Origin of the sequence: Paenibacillus taichungensis (genome assembly GCF_050994985.1) — a bacterium.
In the GTDB taxonomy this organism is placed as follows: Bacteria; Bacillota; Bacilli; order Paenibacillales; family Paenibacillaceae; genus Paenibacillus; species Paenibacillus taichungensis.
This window is the reverse complement of the sequence record NZ_CP194720.1, coordinates 2,814,867-2,835,277: the sequence shown is the minus strand read 5'-3', so window position 1 is coordinate 2,835,277 and position 20,411 is coordinate 2,814,867. Positions and strand designations below refer to the sequence as shown.

18 protein-coding genes are annotated in these 20,411 nt (G+C 44.5%); 15 read left to right on the top strand and 3 right to left on the bottom strand.

Features of this window, described 5'->3' with window-relative positions; all coding sequences use genetic code 11:
- Window positions 1–30 precede the first annotated feature (30 nt).
- The 4 genes from ACR1R9_RS12675 to ACR1R9_RS12660 are packed head-to-tail and all read left to right on the top strand — an operon-like array spanning window position 31 to window position 5,553.
- Window positions 31–1,599, top strand: a complete 1,569-nt coding sequence (locus tag ACR1R9_RS12675; RefSeq protein ID WP_433923531.1) for an extracellular solute-binding protein — start codon at window positions 31–33, stop codon at window positions 1,597–1,599.
- Window positions 1,600–1,632: 33 nt separating this feature from the next.
- Complete coding sequence (locus ACR1R9_RS12670) at window positions 1,633–2,595, top strand: ABC transporter permease (protein ID WP_433923532.1); 963 nt, start codon at window positions 1,633–1,635, stop codon at window positions 2,593–2,595.
- 16 nt (window positions 2,596–2,611) lie between these two features.
- The gene (locus ACR1R9_RS12665; protein WP_433923533.1) at window positions 2,612–3,505 is read left to right on the top strand and encodes a carbohydrate ABC transporter permease; all 894 of its coding nucleotides are present in this window, start codon (window positions 2,612–2,614) and stop codon (window positions 3,503–3,505) included.
- 32 nt (window positions 3,506–3,537) lie between these two features.
- Window positions 3,538–5,553, top strand: coding sequence for an alpha-L-arabinofuranosidase C-terminal domain-containing protein (locus ACR1R9_RS12660; RefSeq protein WP_433948965.1), 2,016 nt, complete (start codon window positions 3,538–3,540; stop codon window positions 5,551–5,553).
- Between the two features lie 87 nt (window positions 5,554–5,640).
- Here the strand turns inward: ACR1R9_RS12660 and ACR1R9_RS12655 are convergent, their stop codons facing one another.
- Together ACR1R9_RS12655 and ACR1R9_RS12650 are read right to left on the bottom strand one after the other, a co-directional pair.
- Window positions 5,641–6,876 carry an MFS transporter gene (locus ACR1R9_RS12655; RefSeq protein ID WP_076288465.1) on the bottom strand — a complete coding sequence of 412 codons (1,236 nt, stop codon included), beginning with the start codon at window positions 6,874–6,876 and terminating at the stop codon, window positions 5,641–5,643.
- Window positions 6,877–7,032: 156 nt separating this feature from the next.
- Window positions 7,033–7,506: a MarR family transcriptional regulator gene (locus ACR1R9_RS12650; RefSeq protein ID WP_310852946.1), complete on the bottom strand. Its 474-nt coding sequence runs from the start codon at window positions 7,504–7,506 to the stop codon at window positions 7,033–7,035.
- A gap of 199 nt (window positions 7,507–7,705) precedes the next feature.
- Here ACR1R9_RS12650 and ACR1R9_RS12645 point away from each other — a divergent pair, with 199 nt between their 5' ends.
- The 8 genes from ACR1R9_RS12645 to ACR1R9_RS12610 all read left to right on the top strand — a co-directional run bounded on the left by ACR1R9_RS12645 (window position 7,706) and on the right by ACR1R9_RS12610 (window position 15,894).
- Entirely contained in the window at window positions 7,706–9,052 is a 1,347-nt protein-coding gene (locus tag ACR1R9_RS12645) for a spore germination protein (protein WP_433923536.1), read from the top strand.
- Window positions 9,045–10,115 (top strand): GerAB/ArcD/ProY family transporter, encoded by a 1,071-nt coding sequence (locus ACR1R9_RS12640; RefSeq protein WP_326065604.1) that lies wholly within the window; start codon window positions 9,045–9,047, stop codon window positions 10,113–10,115. Before ACR1R9_RS12645 ends, ACR1R9_RS12640 begins: the two co-directional genes overlap by 8 nt.
- Window positions 10,112–11,212, top strand: coding sequence for a Ger(x)C family spore germination protein (locus ACR1R9_RS12635; RefSeq protein WP_076288469.1), 1,101 nt, complete (start codon window positions 10,112–10,114; stop codon window positions 11,210–11,212). The genes ACR1R9_RS12640 and ACR1R9_RS12635 overlap by 4 nt, the downstream gene beginning before the upstream one ends.
- A gap of 325 nt (window positions 11,213–11,537) precedes the next feature.
- Window positions 11,538–12,263 carry an SAM-dependent methyltransferase gene (locus tag ACR1R9_RS12630; RefSeq protein WP_433923537.1) on the top strand — a complete coding sequence of 242 codons (726 nt, stop codon included), beginning with the start codon at window positions 11,538–11,540 and terminating at the stop codon, window positions 12,261–12,263.
- Window positions 12,264–12,321: 58 nt separating this feature from the next.
- The gene (locus ACR1R9_RS12625; RefSeq protein WP_433923538.1) at window positions 12,322–13,476 is read left to right on the top strand and encodes an NAD(P)/FAD-dependent oxidoreductase; all 1,155 of its coding nucleotides are present in this window, start codon (window positions 12,322–12,324) and stop codon (window positions 13,474–13,476) included.
- 191 nt (window positions 13,477–13,667) lie between these two features.
- A complete protein-coding gene (locus ACR1R9_RS12620; RefSeq protein ID WP_076288472.1) occupies window positions 13,668–14,852 on the top strand; it encodes a PLP-dependent aminotransferase family protein in 1,185 nt (394 codons plus the stop codon).
- A 16-nt stretch (window positions 14,853–14,868) separates the two neighbouring features.
- On the top strand, window positions 14,869–15,177 hold the full coding sequence (locus ACR1R9_RS12615; RefSeq protein WP_433923539.1) for a hypothetical protein: 309 nt from the start codon (window positions 14,869–14,871) through the stop codon (window positions 15,175–15,177).
- A 213-nt stretch (window positions 15,178–15,390) separates the two neighbouring features.
- Window positions 15,391–15,894 carry a GNAT family N-acetyltransferase gene (locus ACR1R9_RS12610; RefSeq protein ID WP_076288474.1) on the top strand — a complete coding sequence of 168 codons (504 nt, stop codon included), beginning with the start codon at window positions 15,391–15,393 and terminating at the stop codon, window positions 15,892–15,894.
- Between the two features lie 107 nt (window positions 15,895–16,001).
- Here the strand turns inward: ACR1R9_RS12610 and ACR1R9_RS12605 are convergent, their stop codons facing one another.
- Window positions 16,002–17,276 (bottom strand): stalk domain-containing protein, encoded by a 1,275-nt coding sequence (locus ACR1R9_RS12605; RefSeq protein WP_433923540.1) that lies wholly within the window; start codon window positions 17,274–17,276, stop codon window positions 16,002–16,004.
- A 182-nt stretch (window positions 17,277–17,458) separates the two neighbouring features.
- Here ACR1R9_RS12605 and ACR1R9_RS12600 point away from each other — a divergent pair, with 182 nt between their 5' ends.
- The 3 genes from ACR1R9_RS12600 (at window position 17,459) to ACR1R9_RS12590 (ending at window position 20,372) form a co-directional block, all read left to right on the top strand.
- Complete coding sequence (locus ACR1R9_RS12600) at window positions 17,459–18,688, top strand: aminopeptidase (RefSeq protein ID WP_433923541.1); 1,230 nt, start codon at window positions 17,459–17,461, stop codon at window positions 18,686–18,688.
- Between the two features lie 50 nt (window positions 18,689–18,738).
- Complete coding sequence (locus ACR1R9_RS12595; RefSeq protein WP_076288477.1) at window positions 18,739–19,413, top strand: TetR/AcrR family transcriptional regulator; 675 nt, start codon at window positions 18,739–18,741, stop codon at window positions 19,411–19,413.
- A gap of 182 nt (window positions 19,414–19,595) precedes the next feature.
- Window positions 19,596–20,372 carry an ABC transporter ATP-binding protein gene (locus ACR1R9_RS12590; RefSeq protein ID WP_433923542.1) on the top strand — a complete coding sequence of 259 codons (777 nt, stop codon included), beginning with the start codon at window positions 19,596–19,598 and terminating at the stop codon, window positions 20,370–20,372.
- Window positions 20,373–20,411 lie beyond the last annotated feature (39 nt).

The window sequence follows — 20,411 nt, the reverse complement described above, 5'->3', positions numbered from 1 at the left end:
GTGATAAAGAATTGTGGGGGGCACAACTTTATGCGCAAACGCTGGGGAAGAAATATGATCATGATGATGATCACTTCCAGTTTGATGTTGGCTGGATGCAATTCCGGTGGAACCAATAACGAAGCTTCACCAGAGGTTTCGAAGAACGACGTTCATACGACCGGGTTTCCGATTGTGGACGAACCGGTGAATCTCAAGATGTTTACCCGAATTGCACCCGTAAATGGCCCTTTCAAGGAGATGCCGGTTTTCCAGGATTACGAGAAATTAAGCCATGTGAAGGTGGAATTCATTGAAGCGCAGACAGATGGTTTTCAGGAGAAAAAAAACCTGTTGTTCGCTTCGAATGAACTGCCGGATGCCCTGTTCCGTTCAGGTATTTCCCCGCTTGAAGCCATCCGCTATGGCTCTGCCGGCCAATTGATCCCACTAGAAGGTCTTATCGATGAATATGCTCCGAATTTGAAGAAATTAATGGAACAATATCCCGAAATTCGCTCGGGTATTACTACACCAGAGGGCCACATTTATACGATCCCGGGTATTGTTACGCTAAGTGCGGCGCGTACGGATAAGAAATGGATCAATCAGATGTGGCTGGACAAGCTGAATCTGAAAGTGCCGGAGACCACCGAAGAACTGTACAATGTGTTGCTTGCCTTCCGTGATGGTGATCCGAATGGAAACGGCAAACAGGATGAACTTCCGATGACAGCCCGTGTAGGATTGGCTGTGGTTAACGCGATGAGCGGATCATTTGGATTGGATTCACAGCTTGGCTATAACATCAATATTGAAAACGACAAAGTAAGTATCTGGATGGGCAGTGACCAGAATAAAGAAATGCTGATGTACTTAAACAAGTTGTATAAGGAAAAGCTGCTGGACCAGGAAATATTCTCACACACAGAAGCGCAATACCTGGCCAAGCAGGGATCGGGAAATACAGGTTTCTTCTTTGACCAGACGAACAATAACTTCTTGTCGATCAAAGACCAATATACCGGTATCGCCCCACTGGAAGGTCCGCAAGGTGACCGATTGCAAAGTCAGGCTCTGCCAATCGCCAGAGATTTTGGAGCCTTTGCAATTACATCTGTCAATAAATATCCGGAAGTCACAATGCGTTGGATTGATTATTTCTACAGTGACGAGGGTTCTACCCTGCTCCGATTCGGAAGAGAAGGCGAGCATTACGAGATGAAGGACGGTATTCCTTACTATAAAGAGGACTTCTTGAAAGAAATCAGTAACCAGGCCAAAATTACGCCTTATGCCGGCGGAGGCGCGCCACATCTGATCAGTGAACAGGTGGCTTCCTTTATCAATCCACCTCAGGTGCAGGAGGCGCAGCAAAAGCTCGATCCGTTTATGCCAAAAGTCCGCTATGCAGCTCCGATGTTTGATGAGCAAACTGCCCAGGAAGTCAATATTCTGCGAAATGATATTGATAAATATTACGAAGAACAGAGTACAAAATTTATTGTGGGTGCAATCGGTTTTGACAAGTGGGAGCAATTCCAGACCACGCTCAAAAAGATGAGAGTTGAGGAACTGGAGAAGTTGTATCAGGATGCCTTTGACAAGATGCAGAAATAATGCTGAAACATCATGGATGAGGAGCAATTGCCTATGAAAAGCGTCAACACCGATACAACGATGACGATGCCACGAAGCCATCCAAAAAAGAGTTCAGGCGTGTTAAGGCAAATGGGTAAAAGATTGGACCTGTACCTTATGCTGCTTCTGCCAGTCACTTGGTATGTGGTATTCCATTATGCCCCGTTGTATGGACTGCAAATTGCGTTCAAAAACTTCAATCCGGCTAAAGGGATTCTTGGCAGCAGCTGGGAAGGCTTTGGCCACTTCGAACGATTCTTTGATTCCTATTATTTCTGGAGACTTCTATGGAATACATTATCGATTAACTTGTTCTCCTTATTAATTGCTTTTCCGATTCCGATTCTGCTAGCACTAATTATTAACGAAATTCGCAATAAAACCTTCAGCAAGTGGCTGCAAAATATTACGTATATTCCCCACTTTATTTCAGTGGTCGTTATCGTTGGCATACTGAATGTGTTTCTCTCGCCTCATACGGGTCCAGTCAATCTGTTGATTGAGGCTTTCGGAGGTACACCGATCCGTTTTCTTGAGGAAGCAGGTTGGTTTAAAACCATTTTTATCAGTTCGAATATATGGCAGAACATGGGCTGGCAATCCATCATCTATATTGCAGCTTTGAGCGGGGTGAATCCGCATCTGTATGAAGCTGCCAAGATGGACGGAGCATCAAGGCTGCGGCGCGTTTGGCATATTTCGCTGCCCGGCATCGCTCCAGTCGTCATCATTTTGCTCATATTGGATATCGGTCATTTCATGAACATCGGGTTTGAGAAAATTTTGTTGATGCAAAACAATCTCAATCTGGAATCGAGCGACGTCATTTCCACGTTTGTCTATACGACAGGTATTCTCAAGGGAGAATACAGTTATACAGCTGCTATCGGGCTTTTTAATTCAATCATTAATCTGCTGTTACTTTTACTGGTCAATCGGATTGCGCGCAAGACGTCTGAGACGAGCTTATGGTAAAGGAGGGCAAGATCCCATGTCCAAGCAGGCGACAATACAAACCAGTTCCAATGAACGGATTTTCGATGTAATCATCTACATCATAGCCTCAATCATTATCATCGCTGTGCTGTACCCACTGATTTTTATCGTGAGTGCTTCGTTCAGTGATCCTACAAAAGTATTAAACGGAGAAGTCTGGTTACTACCCAAAGGACTGACGCTGGATGCTTACACGAATATTCTACACAACGAGAAGATTTGGCTGGGGTATCGTAATACGATATTTTATACGGTTGTGGGCACTGTGATTAACATTATCATGACCGTATTGGCCGCATATCCTCTTTCCAGACCTGACCTTCCTGAACGTAATGTAATCATGGTTTTCATCACGCTAACAATGTTCTTCAGTGGCGGATTAATTCCAACGTATCTATTGGTCAAAAATCTGGGCATGGTGGATACGATGTGGGCTCTGATCATTCCCGGCGCAATCGCCACGTACAATCTGATCGTGATGAGAACATATTTTCAGTCGAGTATTCCTTGGGAGCTGCAAGAAGCTGCCCATATGGATGGGTGCTCCAATTGGCGGTTGCTTGTGAGCATTATCCTGCCCCTGTCCAAGCCGATTCTGGCCGTTATGGTGCTGTTCTATGCCGTAGGCCACTGGAATTCGTTTTTTAACGCGCTCATCTATATTCGTAACGAAAATCTGCATCCACTTCAGTTGGTACTGCGCGAAATTCTGCTGATCAGCCAATCCGATGCCGTAGATGGTAGCCTTGGATTGGAGGACAAAATCCTGCTCGCGGAGAGCATCAAATATGCGGTAATTATCGTCTCCAGTTTACCTGTACTGTTGATGTATCCTTTTGTGCAGCGCCATTTTGTTAAAGGGGTCATGATTGGATCGATTAAAGGTTAATCCAGATCAACCACAATGATGGAGGACTTATGTTGAAATCAAACGCCAAAATTAGTATAGATTATAGTCGCGTAAGCGAGCACACGGTCAACCCTTATTTGTTTGGGCATTTTGTGGAAGACATCCGGGACCATATGGAAGCGATGCTTGCCTTTCCATTGAAGGATATGGACTTTGAAAGCGAGGCTGAATTAAGGACTTCTGTATCAGGAAGCTGGTACGCTTATACCAACGGGAGAAATACGCAATATGCGATGGAAGCTCCAGCCCCCAGACATTCGGGCCGCGCTCAGCGTATTCGTATCTATAGTGATGATGAAGCATACTCGGGGATTGCACAAAAATCCGCCTTGAAAGGCCCCATGGATTACACCGTACGTGTAGTTGCGCGTGCCTCCATTGAACTCCAGTATTTGATGGTGGAGGCGGTCGATAGACGTACGGAAGAAGTGCTCGGTCAGTTGAAAATCGAATTGCACAGCCATAACTGGCAGGATTATGAAGGACGGATGACGATCCTACGTGCTTGTACTGATGCAGAAATTCGGGTGTATGTTCCGGAGGAGCATCCTAGATGGATCGACCATGTCTCCACGGGAATGCTCTGGCTGGACCATGTGTCTTTATTACCTGTGGATCATATTGCCCTGGTAAAACGCGAAATAGTAGAGATGACCAGAGCTCTAAACGCAGGCATGATGAGACTCGCAGGGAACTACATTAGTGCCTATCACTGGGAGCATGGCATCGGGCCGGTTCTGGAGAGACCAGTCATGTACAACGAGGCATGGGGAGGCTGGACCAGCAAGTATTTTGGAACGGATGAATTTATCCGCTTTTGCCACGAACTGCAAGTAGAACCTTTGATTTGTGTGAACGATGGATCGGGTACACCTGAAGAGGCCGCCCAATGGATTGAATATTGTAATGGAAGCGTAGATACCCCAATGGGAGCCCTTCGGGCGAAGAATGGATCGCCGGAACCATATCATGTCAAGTATTGGGAGATTGGCAACGAGGTGTGGGGGCAATGGCAGGTGGGTGCCTGCTCAGCGGAGCAATTTGCGGAGAGGACTGTACAGTTTGCCAAAAGAATGAAGGAAACAGATGCTTCCATTGTGTTGCTGGCTTGTGGACATTATGAACAGGGTTGGAATAAAAGCTTGCTTGCTCTGGCAGGGGAGCATATCGATTATCTAACGTTACATTTGTATCATGGTTACGGTCCCTTTGGCATGAATCGGGATACGCCGGCTGAGGATCGATATAAAGCAATGGCCAGTTACCCCGAGTGGACCCGGCACTATATACGTCAGACAATGGAGGCTATCCATTCCGACATCAAACATCAGCATGTGAAGCTGGCCATCACCGAATATAACACGATGTATTATCCAAACACTGTGCGAAAAGGACTGCCAGACGAGCATACCCTTGGAGCAGCCGTGGCGAATGCCGCCAATCTGAATGAAATGATTCGTTGCAGCGATAGCGTACACATCGGCAGTTTCTCTGATCTGGTCAACGGTTGGCTCGGGGGATGCATCCGTGTCGGTGATTTCTATGCCGATCAATATCGGGGCAAGCAGGCTGGATGGAGTGGACACCCGCTCACGATCTATGGAACACCAACCTATGAAGTATTAAAGCTTTACGCGAATCGGGATATACGTCATATCCTACACGTAGAAGCTGAATGTGGGACATTCTCGGTGACTTCAAACCAAAAAACGCCTGTAGAGCTGGACGCACTCCCCGATCTGGATGTTGTAGCCGGAACGAATGATGATCGGAGCAGGATCACTTTGTTTATTGTGAACCGAAGCTTGGAAGAGGTAAGGGTTGAGCTGGATTTACGATCTTTCGACGCGAGCGAAGAGGGGACCTTATATGAGATTACCAGCGATTCGCACAATAACATTAACTCCGTCTTTCAACCTGATCATATCAAGTGCACAGAACGGAGTGTTTTGACCGAGAATTGGCAGCATGGTTACGTATTACGTCCTTCATCCATCTATGTGATGGAGTTTGGAAAGGCAGACTAATTGAATTGAAATCCTGGGTGTAGACAAATAGGGTTTCAGAACTTATACCTAAGTTCTGAAACCCTATTCCTGATGAAAGCAGGCGTTTTAAATCGTTACTTGCGTTCGCTTATACAATACAGGTATTGCCGCTGCTATAAGGATCACACCCATAATGGCGGGTGCAGCATGACCAAGTGATACATAGATTTGACCTCCAATAATAGGACCAATCATTCTTGCTAAAGCCTGAATAGATTGGCTACCTCCTTGAATCCTGCCTTGTTCACTAGAATCGACAGATTTGGAGAGCATACCATTGAAGGAAGGCCCAAAGATCGAATCACCAAAACCAAAGATAAACATACCAACGATAAACAGTGGATAGAATGAGAACAAAGTAGACAGTGCAATGAGACTGTAGCCTATAATCTCTGAAACCATTCCAAGAATGGCGATCTGTTTATCACTCAGTCTTTTCAAAAGCTTAGGCATGATGAGACCTTGTGAGATGATATCCTGGACACCCATAATCGAGAACATAAGTCCGATGATTGCAGGCTTCCAATTGAAAGTATCCATTGAAAATTGTGAGAAAACGGCCTGTAAAGATCCGTTGGGTATCCAAAGTAAGAAGGCTGAGATCAGTAATCTGTTTAAGTTTTTCATGGAAAGCAGGTTCGCAAGTTGTATGAAAGGATTAAGTCTCACCAAAGTAATTTCTTTCAGTCTATTTTTCTTGTCAAGACTCTCAGGCATAAAAAAGAATCCATATATAACATTCACCAAAGTTATGATTGCTCCAAAATACATGGGGGCAGAATAATCAATCTTGGCGAGCAATCCGCCTACAGTGGGGCCAATGACGGTGCCTACACCTACAACCGCACTCACCCATCCAAAGTATTTGGTTCTCTGTTCGGGTGGGATGATGTCCGCAAAATACGCGAAAATTGTGCCTATACTTCCGCCTGTTATACCTTCAATTATACGCCCCGCAAAGAGTATCCATAGAGCTCCACCAATGCCGAAAACAAAGTATCCGATTGCGGAACCCAAAAGGCATACCAGGAGCAATGGACGACGACCATATTTGTCGCTCAGAGCTCCAAGTACGGGGGAAGCAAAAAATACGCAAAAGGCATAAACAGAGGTCAGCAGCGTAACAACGATAGCTTGTTGTCCTGGACTGCTTATATAAGGCTGTACTAAGAATGGGACGACTGGTGCAATGATACTGAATCCTATTCCGCAAAGGAACACAGAGATCAGACCAAATAATAAAGCGTGTCTGTCTATGGTTTGTTCGGTGTTCTGTGTATGTTGTGATCGGGATTTAAACATTCAATTCTCTCCTCAAATATTGTGGTTTTATTTCCTTGGAAACATTAATATCGTACAATCACTTTGTTTCCTTGTCAACAAAATAATAACAACAAAAAAGCAGCCTGTCCTCAAATAGAGTCCGGCTGCTTTTAGTTTAATTTCAATTATTCAGATTTATTCTGACTTCAGATCTGTACCCAGCTTCTTTATTTCTGCATCCAGATGTCGGTTATACTTGTCCACGAATTGAAGCATACTGTCGAATTGATCATCGGTTACCTGTTCAAATACCGCTTTATCTCGCTCGTGAAACTCGTTGTGCAGGTCCTCATGGATTTGATAAATGACTTTCCCTTGCTCCGTAAGCCTAAAATAGATTTCTTTTTTGTTATCCGACTTCTGATAGCTTTCGATCAGGCTTTTTTCCATGAGCTTCTTCGTTAATTTACTTATCGCACCGCGAGTCATATAAAAAGCCTCCGCAAGTTTTGTCACATTGGAATCTGCATTCTTTTCAATATATTCGATGCAATGTACCTCAGAAGGCTTATAACCCTTAAGACTTTCTTCCATCTTATCTTTATTAAGCCAAACCAGCTTATTATATAAGTCCCTGAAACCCAATAGGACCTGTTCTTCTTTGTTCATGACCTATCCTCCCACCCGTTGGTGCATTACCATATTATATTCAATTTTGGTTTCCAGTTCAAAAATATTAACATAATTTATTTGATAATGGATCAATTTCAATCCGCTATTAAGGTCAATAGAGGCGCAGGAAATCAAGGTGATTACCTGAATAAACTTTTTTCTTAACGACATACTACTTCAGAAGAGGTGGTAAATTTTGCAGCGAATCCATGAACAAGATCTTCACGAGTTAGAGAAGCAACTGAATGATCATTTCAAAAAGAGCTCGGATTTCTTAAGCAAGAATGTGGTTATCGCGGATCAGGAATTCAGAGCGTATTACATGGAGACCCTTGTCGATCTTCCAACAACATTGTCTACAATTAACCAGGCGGCGAGTGGCGATGAGAACGGATCATTTCAAAATATGTTCAGGCCATTTGAAGAAGAGGCCTCCATGTCAATGGACGAGATACGCAATCATATTTTGCATGGAAAGCTTGTTCTGTTCAGCACAGAAGGGATGGCAGCTGTTATGGAACCGGAGCATACTGATATTTCACGATCTGTCAGTGCACCGGAGAGTGAGAATCCCCTTCAATCCGCGTACGATGCTTTTACAGAAGATATTAATAAAAACATCGGTTTGCTGCGGAAAAAGATGATTTCCGATGATTTGGTTATTGAACGACGAGAAACGGGGACACGATCTACCAAGAAAATTGCTATGGTGTATTTGGAGGGAGTTGCTCAAGCCAAAGTCATCGAGTCTATTCGCGAGAAACTGGAACAAAATAAGGACGAGGAATTGACTACGGTAAGGGACCTGATACGTATACTGGGGCATCCAAAATTCTCAATAACACCAACGTATATTTCTTCGGAACTACCTGGGGAGATGGTACAGAATCTGATGAACGGAAAAGTGGTTATTCTAATTGATCAATTTTCGTTTGCTTTTGCTTTTCCAGCCATCATCACGGATCTATGGTCAACAACACTGGATGTTAACTACCCTTATTTGTTTCAAGTGTTTTTACGAACCGTACGGGCCATTGGGGCACTTTTGGCCATTACGCTCCCAGGTCTGTATATCGTGCTAAATTCGGTGAATCCGGAACTGTTGCGAATCCAGTTAGCCATCACGGTTGCCAAGAGCAGAGAAGGGGTTCCTTATCCTTCGTTGATCGAAATGCTTTTAGTTATGCTGCTTTTGGAGATGATTATCGAAGCTACCATTCGACTACCAAAGAATATCGGACCCACTATTACTATGATTGGCGGTATTCTGTTGGGACAAGCCATTGTTCAGGCCAAACTCGTCAGTAATTTATTAATTATTATTCTGGTTGCCTCGGCAATTGCCAACTTTGTATTGGCAGGCTATATGAACACAACGGGCATACGAATGTATAAATACGTTGTCATGCTCATCAGTTCCTTTTTCGGGATATGGGGTCTTGAGGCTGCGATGATTTGGATCATACTGTATTTTGCCACGTTGAATACTTTCTCCGTTCCCTACTTAAGTTTAAGTGTGAAAGGAAAGGCTTCGGATGAATAAAGCCCAGATTCTAACCATGTTTGTGCTGCTTCACTTCGCTTCGATCTTTGCCATCTTCCCTGAACGTATCATATCTGCGACTTCCAAAGGACACTGGGAACCCATAACGATTCTCTTTTTGGCAGAGCTACTGGTTCTATGGATGTACTTAAAAGCGTTGTCGCAGTTTCCAGGGAAAACAGTGGTGGACATCTGTAATGAATCACTAGGCAAATGGGTAACTAGACTGATCGTTCTGCCGATGTTGATCTTCCTATATATCGAGCTTCTATTACTTATGTATTTTCAGTCTGTTGAAATCAAAGCTGTATTACTACAGAGAACACCGCCAGCGGCTACATCCGCTCTCTTTATCGTTCTGTGTTTCTATGCTGTTTGGAAGGGACTGGAGGTAATGATCCGGGCCAGCATCGGATTATGCATTCTCTTGATGCCATTCATTTTTTTCTCCATGATGATCAGCATCCAGAATTTCAGAATCAGCTATATTTTTCCGATTTGGGATAGTGGAATGTCGTTTTTCTCCAATTCGGATTTCTATGTATGTACGGTCATTTCAGCCGGTTTTTTATTCCTTGGCATGATTCCTTCCAAACAGCGACTTAGTTTTGGCAAAGCTGCTACTGCGGTGGCCATCATATTTGTGTTTGCTTTGGGATCTGTATATGTTCCGCTTCTTGTATTCGGTCAGGAAACGGTAATCCATCTGCAATATCCCATGCTCATGGCGTCGGATACCATTGATCTGGAGTGGGTTGTATTTGACTGGCTTCCAAGCTTCTACGTGGTGGCCTCCAGTGCTCTCGGCGTGTTGAAGGTTTCTGTGCTACTCTGGATTCTGGTGGCGCTGTTGCATCAGCTATTTATGCCGAAAATCAACCGATTATGGGTTCTTTTCGTGATGTGCTTCTCCTTGTACGTGATTAGTCTGTTGATACCGGATGTTAACGCATTGAATTCATACCTGTACCTGAATTCTTTCTTTTGCGTTTATAGTGTTATCGGTTTTCCGATCATTGTATTCCTCGCCGCGCAATGGCAGCGAAAGAAGGTGAGTACATGAACATGAACATGCGCTCCATAAAGACTCTGATTGTTGCTCTAACCATGTTAATGTTACTTCCGGGATGCTGGGATACAAAGGATATTAACAAGCAATATCTGCCTGTTGTCATGGGCGTGGGAAAGGGGAAGACGGAGAAATACAGGATTATTCTTCAAATACCTGATGCAACTGGAAAAACTCAAATTCTTGACAAAGAGGCGAAATCCATTAGTAAAGCGATTGATTTGATACGTACGGATTCCGAAAAAAGCATCGAATTGGTACATTTGAGGCTGTTGTTGATCGACAGGAAAGTTGCAGAGCAGGGGATTGATAACATTATCGATTTTGCTGTGAGAGCGAATGATATTTCGATTAAGGGCTTGGTGGCGGTGATTGACGGTGATTTTGAGAAGACGATGTATCATCAAATCTCGCCAACACCTGAAATTTCTTCTTACGACTTTTTTAGCCAGGATGCCGGATGGACGCCGAATCAATCTATTGTCCGAATATGGGAAGCCTATCAAAACCAGAATTCATATACGGAAGACATGGCTATCCCAATGCTCAAAAACGGTGATCGAACCTTGTTCACTTTTAAAGGCACGGCTGTTATGCGGGATGATCGCATGGTAGGAACACTGAATCAGGAAGAGACGCTTTTGTTTAATTTATTTAAAGGGAAGTATTCAGGGGGAACCATTGAAGTGGCTCAGAACACAAGTGTTCTTATTCAGGATGCCAAAATTAAACATAGGACCCAGTGGTCGGAAAAGGGCCCTTCAATCCAGACGGATGTTACTCTTGACGTCGTCATTACAGAAAGTCCTGAAGGAAAAGGCAACGCGGTGATTGAGAAAGAAATGAAGGAACAATTGAGCAGTCAATTCAATGAAACCGTGAGAAAAATTCATTCCTTAAAATCAGATGTACTCGGAATAGGCATGATATTCCGTCCGAAGATGTCGGAGGGGAAATTAAAGGAATGGAAAACCAAGTGGTTTCCGAAGTTGGAGCAAAAGATCAACGTTCGTGTAAACGTTCTGAACGAAATTTATTTTAAAGAAAATGCCAACGATAATGAGAGTCAGGGACAAATGTTAAAAAAATAGCGTAGCACTGTTCACCTGCCATAAGAGAGGAAATGCTTTACCGTTATGGAGTCGCCCTGGTGGCGACTTTTTTTATAATATCAGAAAGGTTTATCATGACGCTTTATTTATGAAAGATTCAGTTCCAATATTTTATTCACTTGCTCTTCCATTCCCGTAAAAAACAATATGTAGGCTACGGTGCAATGAAATTAAGCATTCTGAGATTGGATAACTCTTCGTAAAATAACATATCGCAGCTCTTACGATTATAAGGGCGGGTTAAGGGGATAACTGTTATTTGGAGAAAATCATTCACAATATATAGCTGTAAAGGAGCGGGATCATGTCCTTCTTTAGAACACTATCCGTACGGGCAAAGGAAGACGAATTGATGGATGATTTCTCCATGGGGGGAGAAGAATTGAGCGAAGCGCTCAAACATTTGAGACGGCTGAACAAAATATTTGCTGCTCCCGCTCCAACCCGTGCAGGGGTGGAGAAGTTATGGAAAGCGATTGGCCGACCAACTACGCTGACCCTTCTGGATGTGGGAGCAGGTTCAGGCGATGTAAACCAGAAGTTATTGCGCTGGGCGGACCAGAAGGGCGTTAAGCTTGAGATTACTCTGGTTGATCTGACAGAGGAGGCATGTGAGGAAGCGAGAAACCTTTTCCGGAATGAACCGAGAATCAAGGTTCGACGTGCCGATGTCAGGGAATTACCGGATGCCTCAGCAGACATCGTGACCGGCTCGCAATTTGTCCATCATTTTGAAGGAAAGCAACTCGTGGAGATGGTCTCGCATATGCTGCGTGCCTCCAAATATGGCGTTGTCATTAACGATATCCATCGGCATCCCATATCTTATGCAGCTGTCTGGGTAACCACTCGAATAATCTCACGCAATCGGTATATTCGTCATGATGGACCGCTGTCTGTTGCAAAAGGCTTCACGGGAAAGGATTGGCGGGAATTGAAACAGCAGTTGAACCATGACACGCTGACCTATGAATGGAAGCCATTGTTCCGCTATTCTGTCGTGATACCCCATCATGGGACGTTATCATAACATCATTACATCAATAGGCAGTTATCTTAAATGGACAATGAAAGGCGGGTGTTCTTACGTGTCTACATCAATGGATGCCATAGTCATCGGAGCGGGAATTGCTGGCAGTACCTGTGCGTTGCAGCTTGCCAGGCAAGGGCATCGGACACTACTGCTGGATCGGCAAGAATTTCCACGTCACAAAACATGCGGTGAATTTATGTCGCCTGAGACAACGGAGATGCTGGATTATTTGGGGATTAACCTTAGTGAACAAAAGATAAAGCCGAGTACCTTGGACCATGCCAAGATTATTATGCCTCAGGGCGGGGAGATCGTGGCACCTTTGCCGGGATTGGCCTATGGCATTAGCAGATATGAGCTGGATCGGATTTTACACGAGCAGGCCACAGCTGCAGGCGTTGAGATCGTTACGAGGGCAACGATAACCAACATTCAGCAGTTAGATGATTATAGTTATGAAGTCGAAGCCAAACAAGGAAATGAGCGGATTCATTATAGTGCAAAAACCGTTATCGGAGCCCATGGCTCGAAGAAGCTGAGGGGGATGACCTCGCCAGCAGAGCTGCGGGATAAAACAGCATATGTTGGTGTCAAATCGCACTATCGGGGGATCACCATCCCGCAACGGGTAGAGTTATATTTTTGCAAGGGAGGGTACGTCGGCATTTCACCGATTGAGGAGGGTATCGCAAATGTAGCTGCATTGCTGACACTTGATACGGTGCGGGGAAGCGGCAAGTCTGTAGAGGATATTTTGCAGTCTGCTTCCTTGACTAACGAAAGATTGGCAGCGAGGCTAGCCGAGGGAAGACCAGTTCAAGGAACACAGGTCTCGATTGCACCACTCCATCTATCCAATGTTCCTGAACCGTGGTCCCAATATCCTCATATTGGGGATGCCATGCTGATGATCCCTCCTTTGTGTGGTGACGGGATGTCTATTGCGCTTCGTTCCTCATTGCTGTGTGCTGAATGGACTGACAGGTATCTTCAAAGGAAGATCAGCTTTGCGCAGTGGCAGCACGAGTATTCGAAGGAAGCCAATCTTGATTTCTCCCGACTGCTCCGGCGTGCACGACGGATTCAAAAGCTGGCTTTTGCCAAAACGAATAAATTCTATCCTGGTTTGGCCCGCATGATCCCTGGTCTGGCGACTTATCTGGTGAAGGCAACACGGTTATCGGAAATTAATCTTGTCCACCGATCATAGATGGCAGCAAAGTGACATCCATAAAGTGAAATCCGTAGGAGTATGGGGCGGCTTATGTCAGCCTCTTTTTGTTGTTTCTCTGCCAATTTTGTCGAGACCGTTTAGAAATCTGCCAAATACTCGTATAATAGAATCTAATTGTAGTTATAGAGACAAGAGTCTGATTTGAATTCGGGAGGCATTATTTTAAGATGAACTATTCATTTTCCAACCGGATTGCTGCATTACAGCCATCCATCATTCGCGAGATTCTGAAGGCTTCTTCGGGTCAAAATGTAATTCCGTTCTCTGCGGGAAATCCCGCTCCGGAGACTTTCCCTATTGAGGCCATTCGCACATTCACCCAATCAATTCTGGAACAGGACCCGGTAACAGCACTGCAATACGGAATTACCGAAGGTTATGCCCCACTGCGGGATACATTGACTACACATCTGAAGACAGGCTTTGACACAGGCAAAGCATCGGATGAACTGTTCATCGTGTCTGGAGCACAACAAGGAATTGAACTCGCATGTAAAGTATTCTGTAATGAAGGGGATACGATTATCTGTGAGAGCCCAAGCTTTATCGGTTCACTGAACTCTTTCCGGGCTTCAGGAGCAAACCTGGTCGGCGTTCCGATGGAGACGGACGGTATGGATATCGGGAAGCTGGAACATGCCCTGCAAACCGAGCAGAATGTAAAGCTGATCTATGTCATTCCGAGCTTCCAAAACCCTACAGGTTTTACCACCAGCTTGGAGAAACGCAAGGCGATCTATGATCTTGCCAAGAAGTATGGAGTCATGATTCTGGAAGATAATCCATACGGAGAACTTCGGTTTAGCGGAGAAGATGTAGCGACGATTAAGTCGATGGATGATGAAGGTCTGGTTATTTACGTAGGCTCTTTCTCCAAGATTCTGTCCGCTGGCTTGCGTGTTGGTTATGTTCTGGCTCCTTCCGAGGTTGTTCAGAAGATGGTTGTTGCCAAACAGGGAGAGGATGTACATACAGCCATGCTGCCGCAGATTCTGGCACACAAGTTCATGACTGAGTATAACTATGCAGAGCATATCAGCAGTATCCGTGCGATTTATCGCAGGAAGTCTGCCTTGATGATTGACAAGCTGCAGGAGCATATGGGTGAGTCCATTACCTTTACTCAACCGGATGGAGGGCTGTTCCTCTGGTGTGATCTGCCGGCTCATATCCCGATGCTGGATTATGCCAAAACAGCTGCTGCGGAAGGTGTAGCGGTTGTTCCGGGCACTGCTTTTCTCGTCGACGAGAACGAACCCTGCAATGCGATCAGACTTAATTTCTCAACACCTTCCGATGAGCAAATTGTGAAGGGCATCGAAATTCTGGGACAGGTTCTGCACAAATTCTAATTGGAGGCATATTTTTATGAATCAACGTTTTCGGATCACTCGATCCATGCAAGAAAATAACGAGGAGCAATCCATCTCCTTGGAAGAATGCAAACAGTATTTTGCATCCAAACCCGACTTTACGTACTCACCTGTTCTTACCGTCCAGGGACCGGAGAGCGTCATGTCCATCGATGGGGATTTCTTCATGTGGGCGTATGAAAACCTGCAGATTCCATTTCGTCTGTATATGGGAGATCTGTATGTTGCCATTGTCAATGAAGCTGTTGTTCCGCAAATGATCGAGGTTGCTACGGATTTGCGAGCCGATGTGATTGAAGGGTAAGCAGAGGCTTGGAATGAAATGCATCCGTCCAATTGTAACCATATAAGTGTCGGGAAAGTCGCCAATCTGGCGACTTTTTTGCTCTGAATCTATTCGTCAGTTTGCTTATTGAAATATTCAATCGATGGGGAATTGACGCTAAGGACCTGTTCGTGATAATTTATATAAATCACAAAATCCAATAAATCCAATGAGGGAAAGGGGTTTTACGCAATGTCGTCAATCGTGCTTGCAGCTGCCGAAGATATACGAAGCGAGGATTCGGAACTTTTAATCAAGGAGCTGAGCGAAGAACTGGGATTGTTATATGGCGGCGATGGTACAGCGGGATTTCAGCCGTCCGATGTGGAGACACCACGAGCAGCCTTTATTGTCGCGCGTTTGGATGGATATCCGGTAGGCTGCGGAGCCATCAGACCCCTTGATGATACATCCGTGGAGGTCAAGCGCATGTATACACGTTCGGATTTCCGTCGCAAGGGTGTGGCCCAGGCCATTCTCGCCGAAGCAGAGCGTCTTGCGCTAGAATTCGGCTACACCAATCTGAAGCTGCAAACTGGCCCCAAACAGCCTGAGGCGGCTGCCCTTTATGAAAGAGTTGGGTACTATCGGATACCGATTTTTCACGGGGACTGGGATCGAGTGCTTGCTTATCAAAAAGATCTGGTACTCAGTGAAACTCACAGAAATGAACATTCTTCCTCATTGAACGCATAGATATCATTTATAAAAAACGAACCGAAATCTCTTGTCAGCATCCAGAGATTTCGGTTCGTTTTTTTGGTGTGTGAAAAGCTAATGGATTCAAGAATAACGGAATTCCTTTACTCTTTTATAACAGAGGCATTGACAGCGCCTTCCATCTGATTATTGTAGGTACGGAATAAACCAAGGCGCCAGAAGGCAGCTCCTTTGAGATCATACCGCTTGGCAAGACCCAGTTTATCATCTATGGAAGATGAAGTTTCACTATTTAAGCTGATACCGAGCAAAAGCTTTTGTTTGGAAACACCAGCATCTAACGCAAGCTGGATGGCCTGATCCACAAGACTGTTCGGCTCGGGAACCTGCGCTTTGGTGCCGACCGGATTATATTGATAAGCCATAATGATGATGTCGTCTGCCAATGAAGCGAGCGTTTTGTAATCATAACCTTTATATGCACTATTTAATGGAGGTACGGCCAAAGATAGAGCGATGTCTTTAGGCAAGGAATCTTTCAATTGCTTGACGTAATCGTTCAGCAGCTTCTGCTGCTCTACAGCATCCAACTTAAAACCTAGTCCTTCAAAATCAAGAACAACCCCTCCGAAGCCATTCTCAGCTATGGCAGCAGTTATGCCCTCAATGGACTTCTTGCGCATACTGCTGTCACTCAGCACCTTGGTCAGTTCTCCGTTTCCATCCAAAGAATAAACCATAAGATACGGTTTAATACTCTGATTCGCTGCATCAGCAACGATGGATTGAGGTGTAACGTCACCGGCAGCAGCAGGAATTTGATACTCATCACCCTGAAGTGTAAATTGACCTTCGCGATCGATGCGACTCCAGCCAAAAGCGACCGAGTTCATGGATGACACCAAATCGATTTCCTTATAGGATTGCAGCGCATAGAAGGCTCTCAAATGCATTTCACGTTGAGGTGAAACAAGAGAAACGGTACGAGTTGACTGGTTCCAGCCTACATTAACACCGAACTGACTACTGAACGAACTGAGTGGAATAAGCACACGACCTTCCCGCTGAACAGGTGGCGCTGCGAGCTTTACTTTTTCTCCATTAACGGTTGCTGTAGTGCTTCCCACTTGAAGCAGGGCTTCCGTCGCCTGACCTTTTACATTTCCAATCGCTTTCACGGTTTGCGTTTTACTGTTCCATGTAATGCTAATTCCCAGGGCTTCGCCAACTGTCCGGAAAGGGACATAGGTGACACCTTTATCAATCAGAGGGGCAGCATCGAATTTCAGAGGAACATCATCCAGCAAGACCGAAATGGCTGGTGCGGCGTAGGCATCATTAAGGTTTGGAGTGGTTCCGAGCAAGGATATGGCAAGAATAGTGGCAGCAGCAGTTTTTCCTATTCGTGTATGAAACATGTTTTTTGTATTCCTCCAACTCATCAAATATAGTAGAATTGCATCTTATCTGAATCATGATCTAGTATAAAATAGTATAGCAAAATTTTCATAGAGTTCCAATTACAAGATATGATGGACTTTTGCAGAGTAATAATTAAAACAAGCGATATTAATTTTAGTGAAGCAGGAGGAGAATGCGATTGGACTTGCGTGAAAAATTGGAGCGTTATGCAGCACTTGTGGTCAACGTTGGTGTTCATGTTCAGAAGGGACAAACGCTTGTCATAACCGCGCCAATATCGGCTGCACCGTTTGTTCGACTAGTTGTAAAACATGCTTATGAGGCCGGCGCTCATGATGTCTATATCGAGTGGAACGACGATGAGATTACGCGTTTAAAGTATGAACTTGCACCAGATTCGGTGTTCCACGAATACCCGGCGTTCCGGGCAGCCGGTTGGGAGAATTTTGCCGAAAAAAATGCAGCTTTCCTGACGATCACGGCACCCAATCCCGATCTTCTGCATGGAATAAATCCACAGCGGATCATGAATTTGAATGCAGCCAAAGGTAAGGCATTAGCCAAATTTCGCAGCTACGGCATGTCCAACAAGGTCAGTTGGTCTATAGCTACGGTTCCATCAATGGCTTGGGCTTCCAAGGTGTTTCCTGATGTTGTCGAGGAGCATTTGATTGATACGATGTGGGAAGCTATCTTTAACGTTACGCGGATTAATTCGGCTGATCCCGTTGAGGAATGGAAGACACATCTTGAGCTGCTTAGAAACAAGACGGATCAGCTTAATCGTAAAAAGTATCGAGCACTGCGATACCGTGGACCTGGTACGGATCTGCGGATAGAATTGTCGCCTAAACATATCTGGGTTAGTGATGCAGATAACATTAATGAAAAGGGTGTTTCATTTTTGGCAAACATTCCGTCAGAAGAAGTATGGACTACCCCGTTAAAGCAGGGGGTGAACGGCACGGTTCGCAGTACTAAGCCGCTAAGTTATGAAGGATATCTAATCGATGATTTCTCCTTGACGTTTGAAAATGGGAAAATTATTAATATTCAAGCAGCGCAAGGGCATGAGGTGCTAAAAAGATTAATAAGCATCGACGAAGGGGCGGCCTATCTGGGCGAGATTGCGCTGGTGCCCCATCATTCTCCTATTTCGGAATCAGGGCTCATTTTTTATAACTCTCTTTTTGACGAAAATGCATCCAACCATCTCGCGATCGGTAATGCTTATCCCTTCTGTCTTGAGGGAGGGAACGAGATGACTGAAGCGGAAAAAGCGGCAAACGGTGTGAACTCAAGCCTCATTCATGTCGATTTTATGTTTGGATCGGCTACTATGAATATTGATGGAGAACTTGCAAATGGGGACTTGGAACCTGTGTTTCGTAACGGTAACTGGGCCTAGAATTAATAATCATAGATCAATAATTGGTAATAAAACGGAGGAGGATTCAAATGTCACCCAGAAACATTTTGAAGGACCAACAAATGAGAAAGGAACGCATTGAGCATATCTTAAATTCAGCCTTACAAACCATGGCTAAACGTGGGATAGATTCAACCAATATTAAAGATATCGCCAAGGAAGCAAAACTTAGCGTAGGCAATATTTATACCTACTTTACATCGAAGGACGAAATTTTCAGTGAGGTTCTGCGTCGAGGACAAACGATGTATGGGAGGACAATTGCACAGATAGCAGACATGGATATAGATCCTCGTGAAAAACTATTCGAGATTAGCAAAGGGTGGTTATCAAACGAGAGTAATTGGGCCTTCACCATCATGCTCCAAAGTATACGAACGAATCAGGCGGTCAGCACCGAAATAAAACAAGCTGCAACTCAGAGATTTACCGACAATCTGGAACCTTTGGCAGAGATTTTTCGCCAAGGACAGGAGAGAGGCGGCATCATACATGGAGATACTCGACAACTTGCCTTTTATTTTGTAAGTCTGATTCAAGGTCTGACCTTGCAGCTCGCTCCAGGTTATGAAATACAAGTAGATATTGACCCGGAAAAAATCGTTCGTCTTTTTATGATACCAGAGAAGGAGGGTTTAACAAGCGATCTGTTCAAGAAAAACAATGATTTAAGTTACATAAATAAAAAAATGTTTGACAGGTAAGAATTGGTATTGATAATATATCGTATAACAAAACGAACCAAAATTCACTTTGTTGATTTGCAAACGCTGAGATTTACACTGCACCGCTCTATATGCTGTGGGAATGGGTAAATCTCTTTTTTCGGCCTCAAAACCAAGTAAACATGTAAGTATTATTGATTAAATGCGAAAGGGTGTCTTTAATGTCTGGGGATATGCTTATGATCAGTGACCTGAACAAAACGTTTGTCGCCCCTGTAGGCGAAATCATTGCGTTAAACAACATTCAGCTCAACGTTCGAAAAGGTGAATTAGTAACCATCATTGGTCCAAGCGGATGCGGGAAAAGCACGTTGCTTAAAATTGTGGCTGGCTTAGATACGCAGTATACGGGAACCGTCCTGCTTAACGGTAAACCAATTGTCGGCCCCAGCATAGAGAAAGGATTCATTTTTCAGGAGCCCCGGCTATTCCCATGGTTAACGGTGGAGAAAAACATTGCAGCCAATCTCTCTCTTAGAGATGTGAATGTCCGCCGAAAGGTAGAGGAACTAATTGATCTGGTCCGCTTAAAAGGGTTTGAAAAATCATATCCTCGCGAATTATCAGGTGGTATGGCTCAGCGCGTCGCCATTGCCAGAGCTTTGCTGCGTAATCCAGACGTATTGTTGCTGGATGAGCCGTTCGGAGCGCTCGACGCTTTTACTCGGTCTCATTTGCAGGAAGTGCTGCTTGATATTTGGCAACGTAATGGAACAACAATGCTGTTTGTAACCCATGATCTTGATGAAGCCGTCTTCCTAGGGGAACGCGTCGTCATTATGAATCCGCGTCCAGGTCATATTCGGAGTATTCTTTCGATTGATTTACCTTTTCCCCGAAAAAGATCAGGTAGTGTATTTCAGGAGATGCGAAGACTGGTATTAAATGAGTTCGAAAAAGTGGATGAGCCTTTATATGACGTAGGCGGCGGTATATAGCGTTATCCATAGACGAAGAAGGAAGTACAGCATATTAAA

Excerpts from the sequence above, each read along its gene's own strand:
- ACR1R9_RS12675 (WP_433923531.1), top strand. The coding sequence starts at position 31 with ATGCGCAAACGCTGGGGAAGAAATATGATCATGATGATGATCACTTCC.
- ACR1R9_RS12670 (WP_433923532.1), top strand. The coding sequence starts at position 1,633 with ATGAAAAGCGTCAACACCGATACAACGATGACGATGCCACGAAGCCAT.
- ACR1R9_RS12665 (WP_433923533.1), top strand. The coding sequence starts at position 2,612 with ATGTCCAAGCAGGCGACAATACAAACCAGTTCCAATGAACGGATTTTC.
- ACR1R9_RS12655 (WP_076288465.1), bottom strand. The coding sequence starts at position 6,876 with ATGTTTAAATCCCGATCACAACATACACAGAACACCGAACAAACCATA.
- ACR1R9_RS12650 (WP_310852946.1), bottom strand. The coding sequence starts at position 7,506 with ATGAACAAAGAAGAACAGGTCCTATTGGGTTTCAGGGACTTATATAAT.
- ACR1R9_RS12640 (WP_326065604.1), top strand. The coding sequence starts at position 9,045 with ATGAATAAAGCCCAGATTCTAACCATGTTTGTGCTGCTTCACTTCGCT.
- ACR1R9_RS12635 (WP_076288469.1), top strand. The coding sequence starts at position 10,112 with ATGAACATGAACATGCGCTCCATAAAGACTCTGATTGTTGCTCTAACC.
- ACR1R9_RS12630 (WP_433923537.1), top strand. The coding sequence starts at position 11,538 with ATGTCCTTCTTTAGAACACTATCCGTACGGGCAAAGGAAGACGAATTG.
- ACR1R9_RS12620 (WP_076288472.1), top strand. The coding sequence starts at position 13,668 with ATGAACTATTCATTTTCCAACCGGATTGCTGCATTACAGCCATCCATC.
- ACR1R9_RS12615 (WP_433923539.1), top strand. The coding sequence starts at position 14,869 with ATGAATCAACGTTTTCGGATCACTCGATCCATGCAAGAAAATAACGAG.
- ACR1R9_RS12610 (WP_076288474.1), top strand. The coding sequence starts at position 15,391 with ATGTCGTCAATCGTGCTTGCAGCTGCCGAAGATATACGAAGCGAGGAT.
- ACR1R9_RS12605 (WP_433923540.1), bottom strand. The coding sequence starts at position 17,276 with ATGTTTCATACACGAATAGGAAAAACTGCTGCTGCCACTATTCTTGCC.
- ACR1R9_RS12595 (WP_076288477.1), top strand. The coding sequence starts at position 18,739 with ATGTCACCCAGAAACATTTTGAAGGACCAACAAATGAGAAAGGAACGC.
- ACR1R9_RS12590 (WP_433923542.1), top strand. The coding sequence starts at position 19,596 with ATGTCTGGGGATATGCTTATGATCAGTGACCTGAACAAAACGTTTGTC.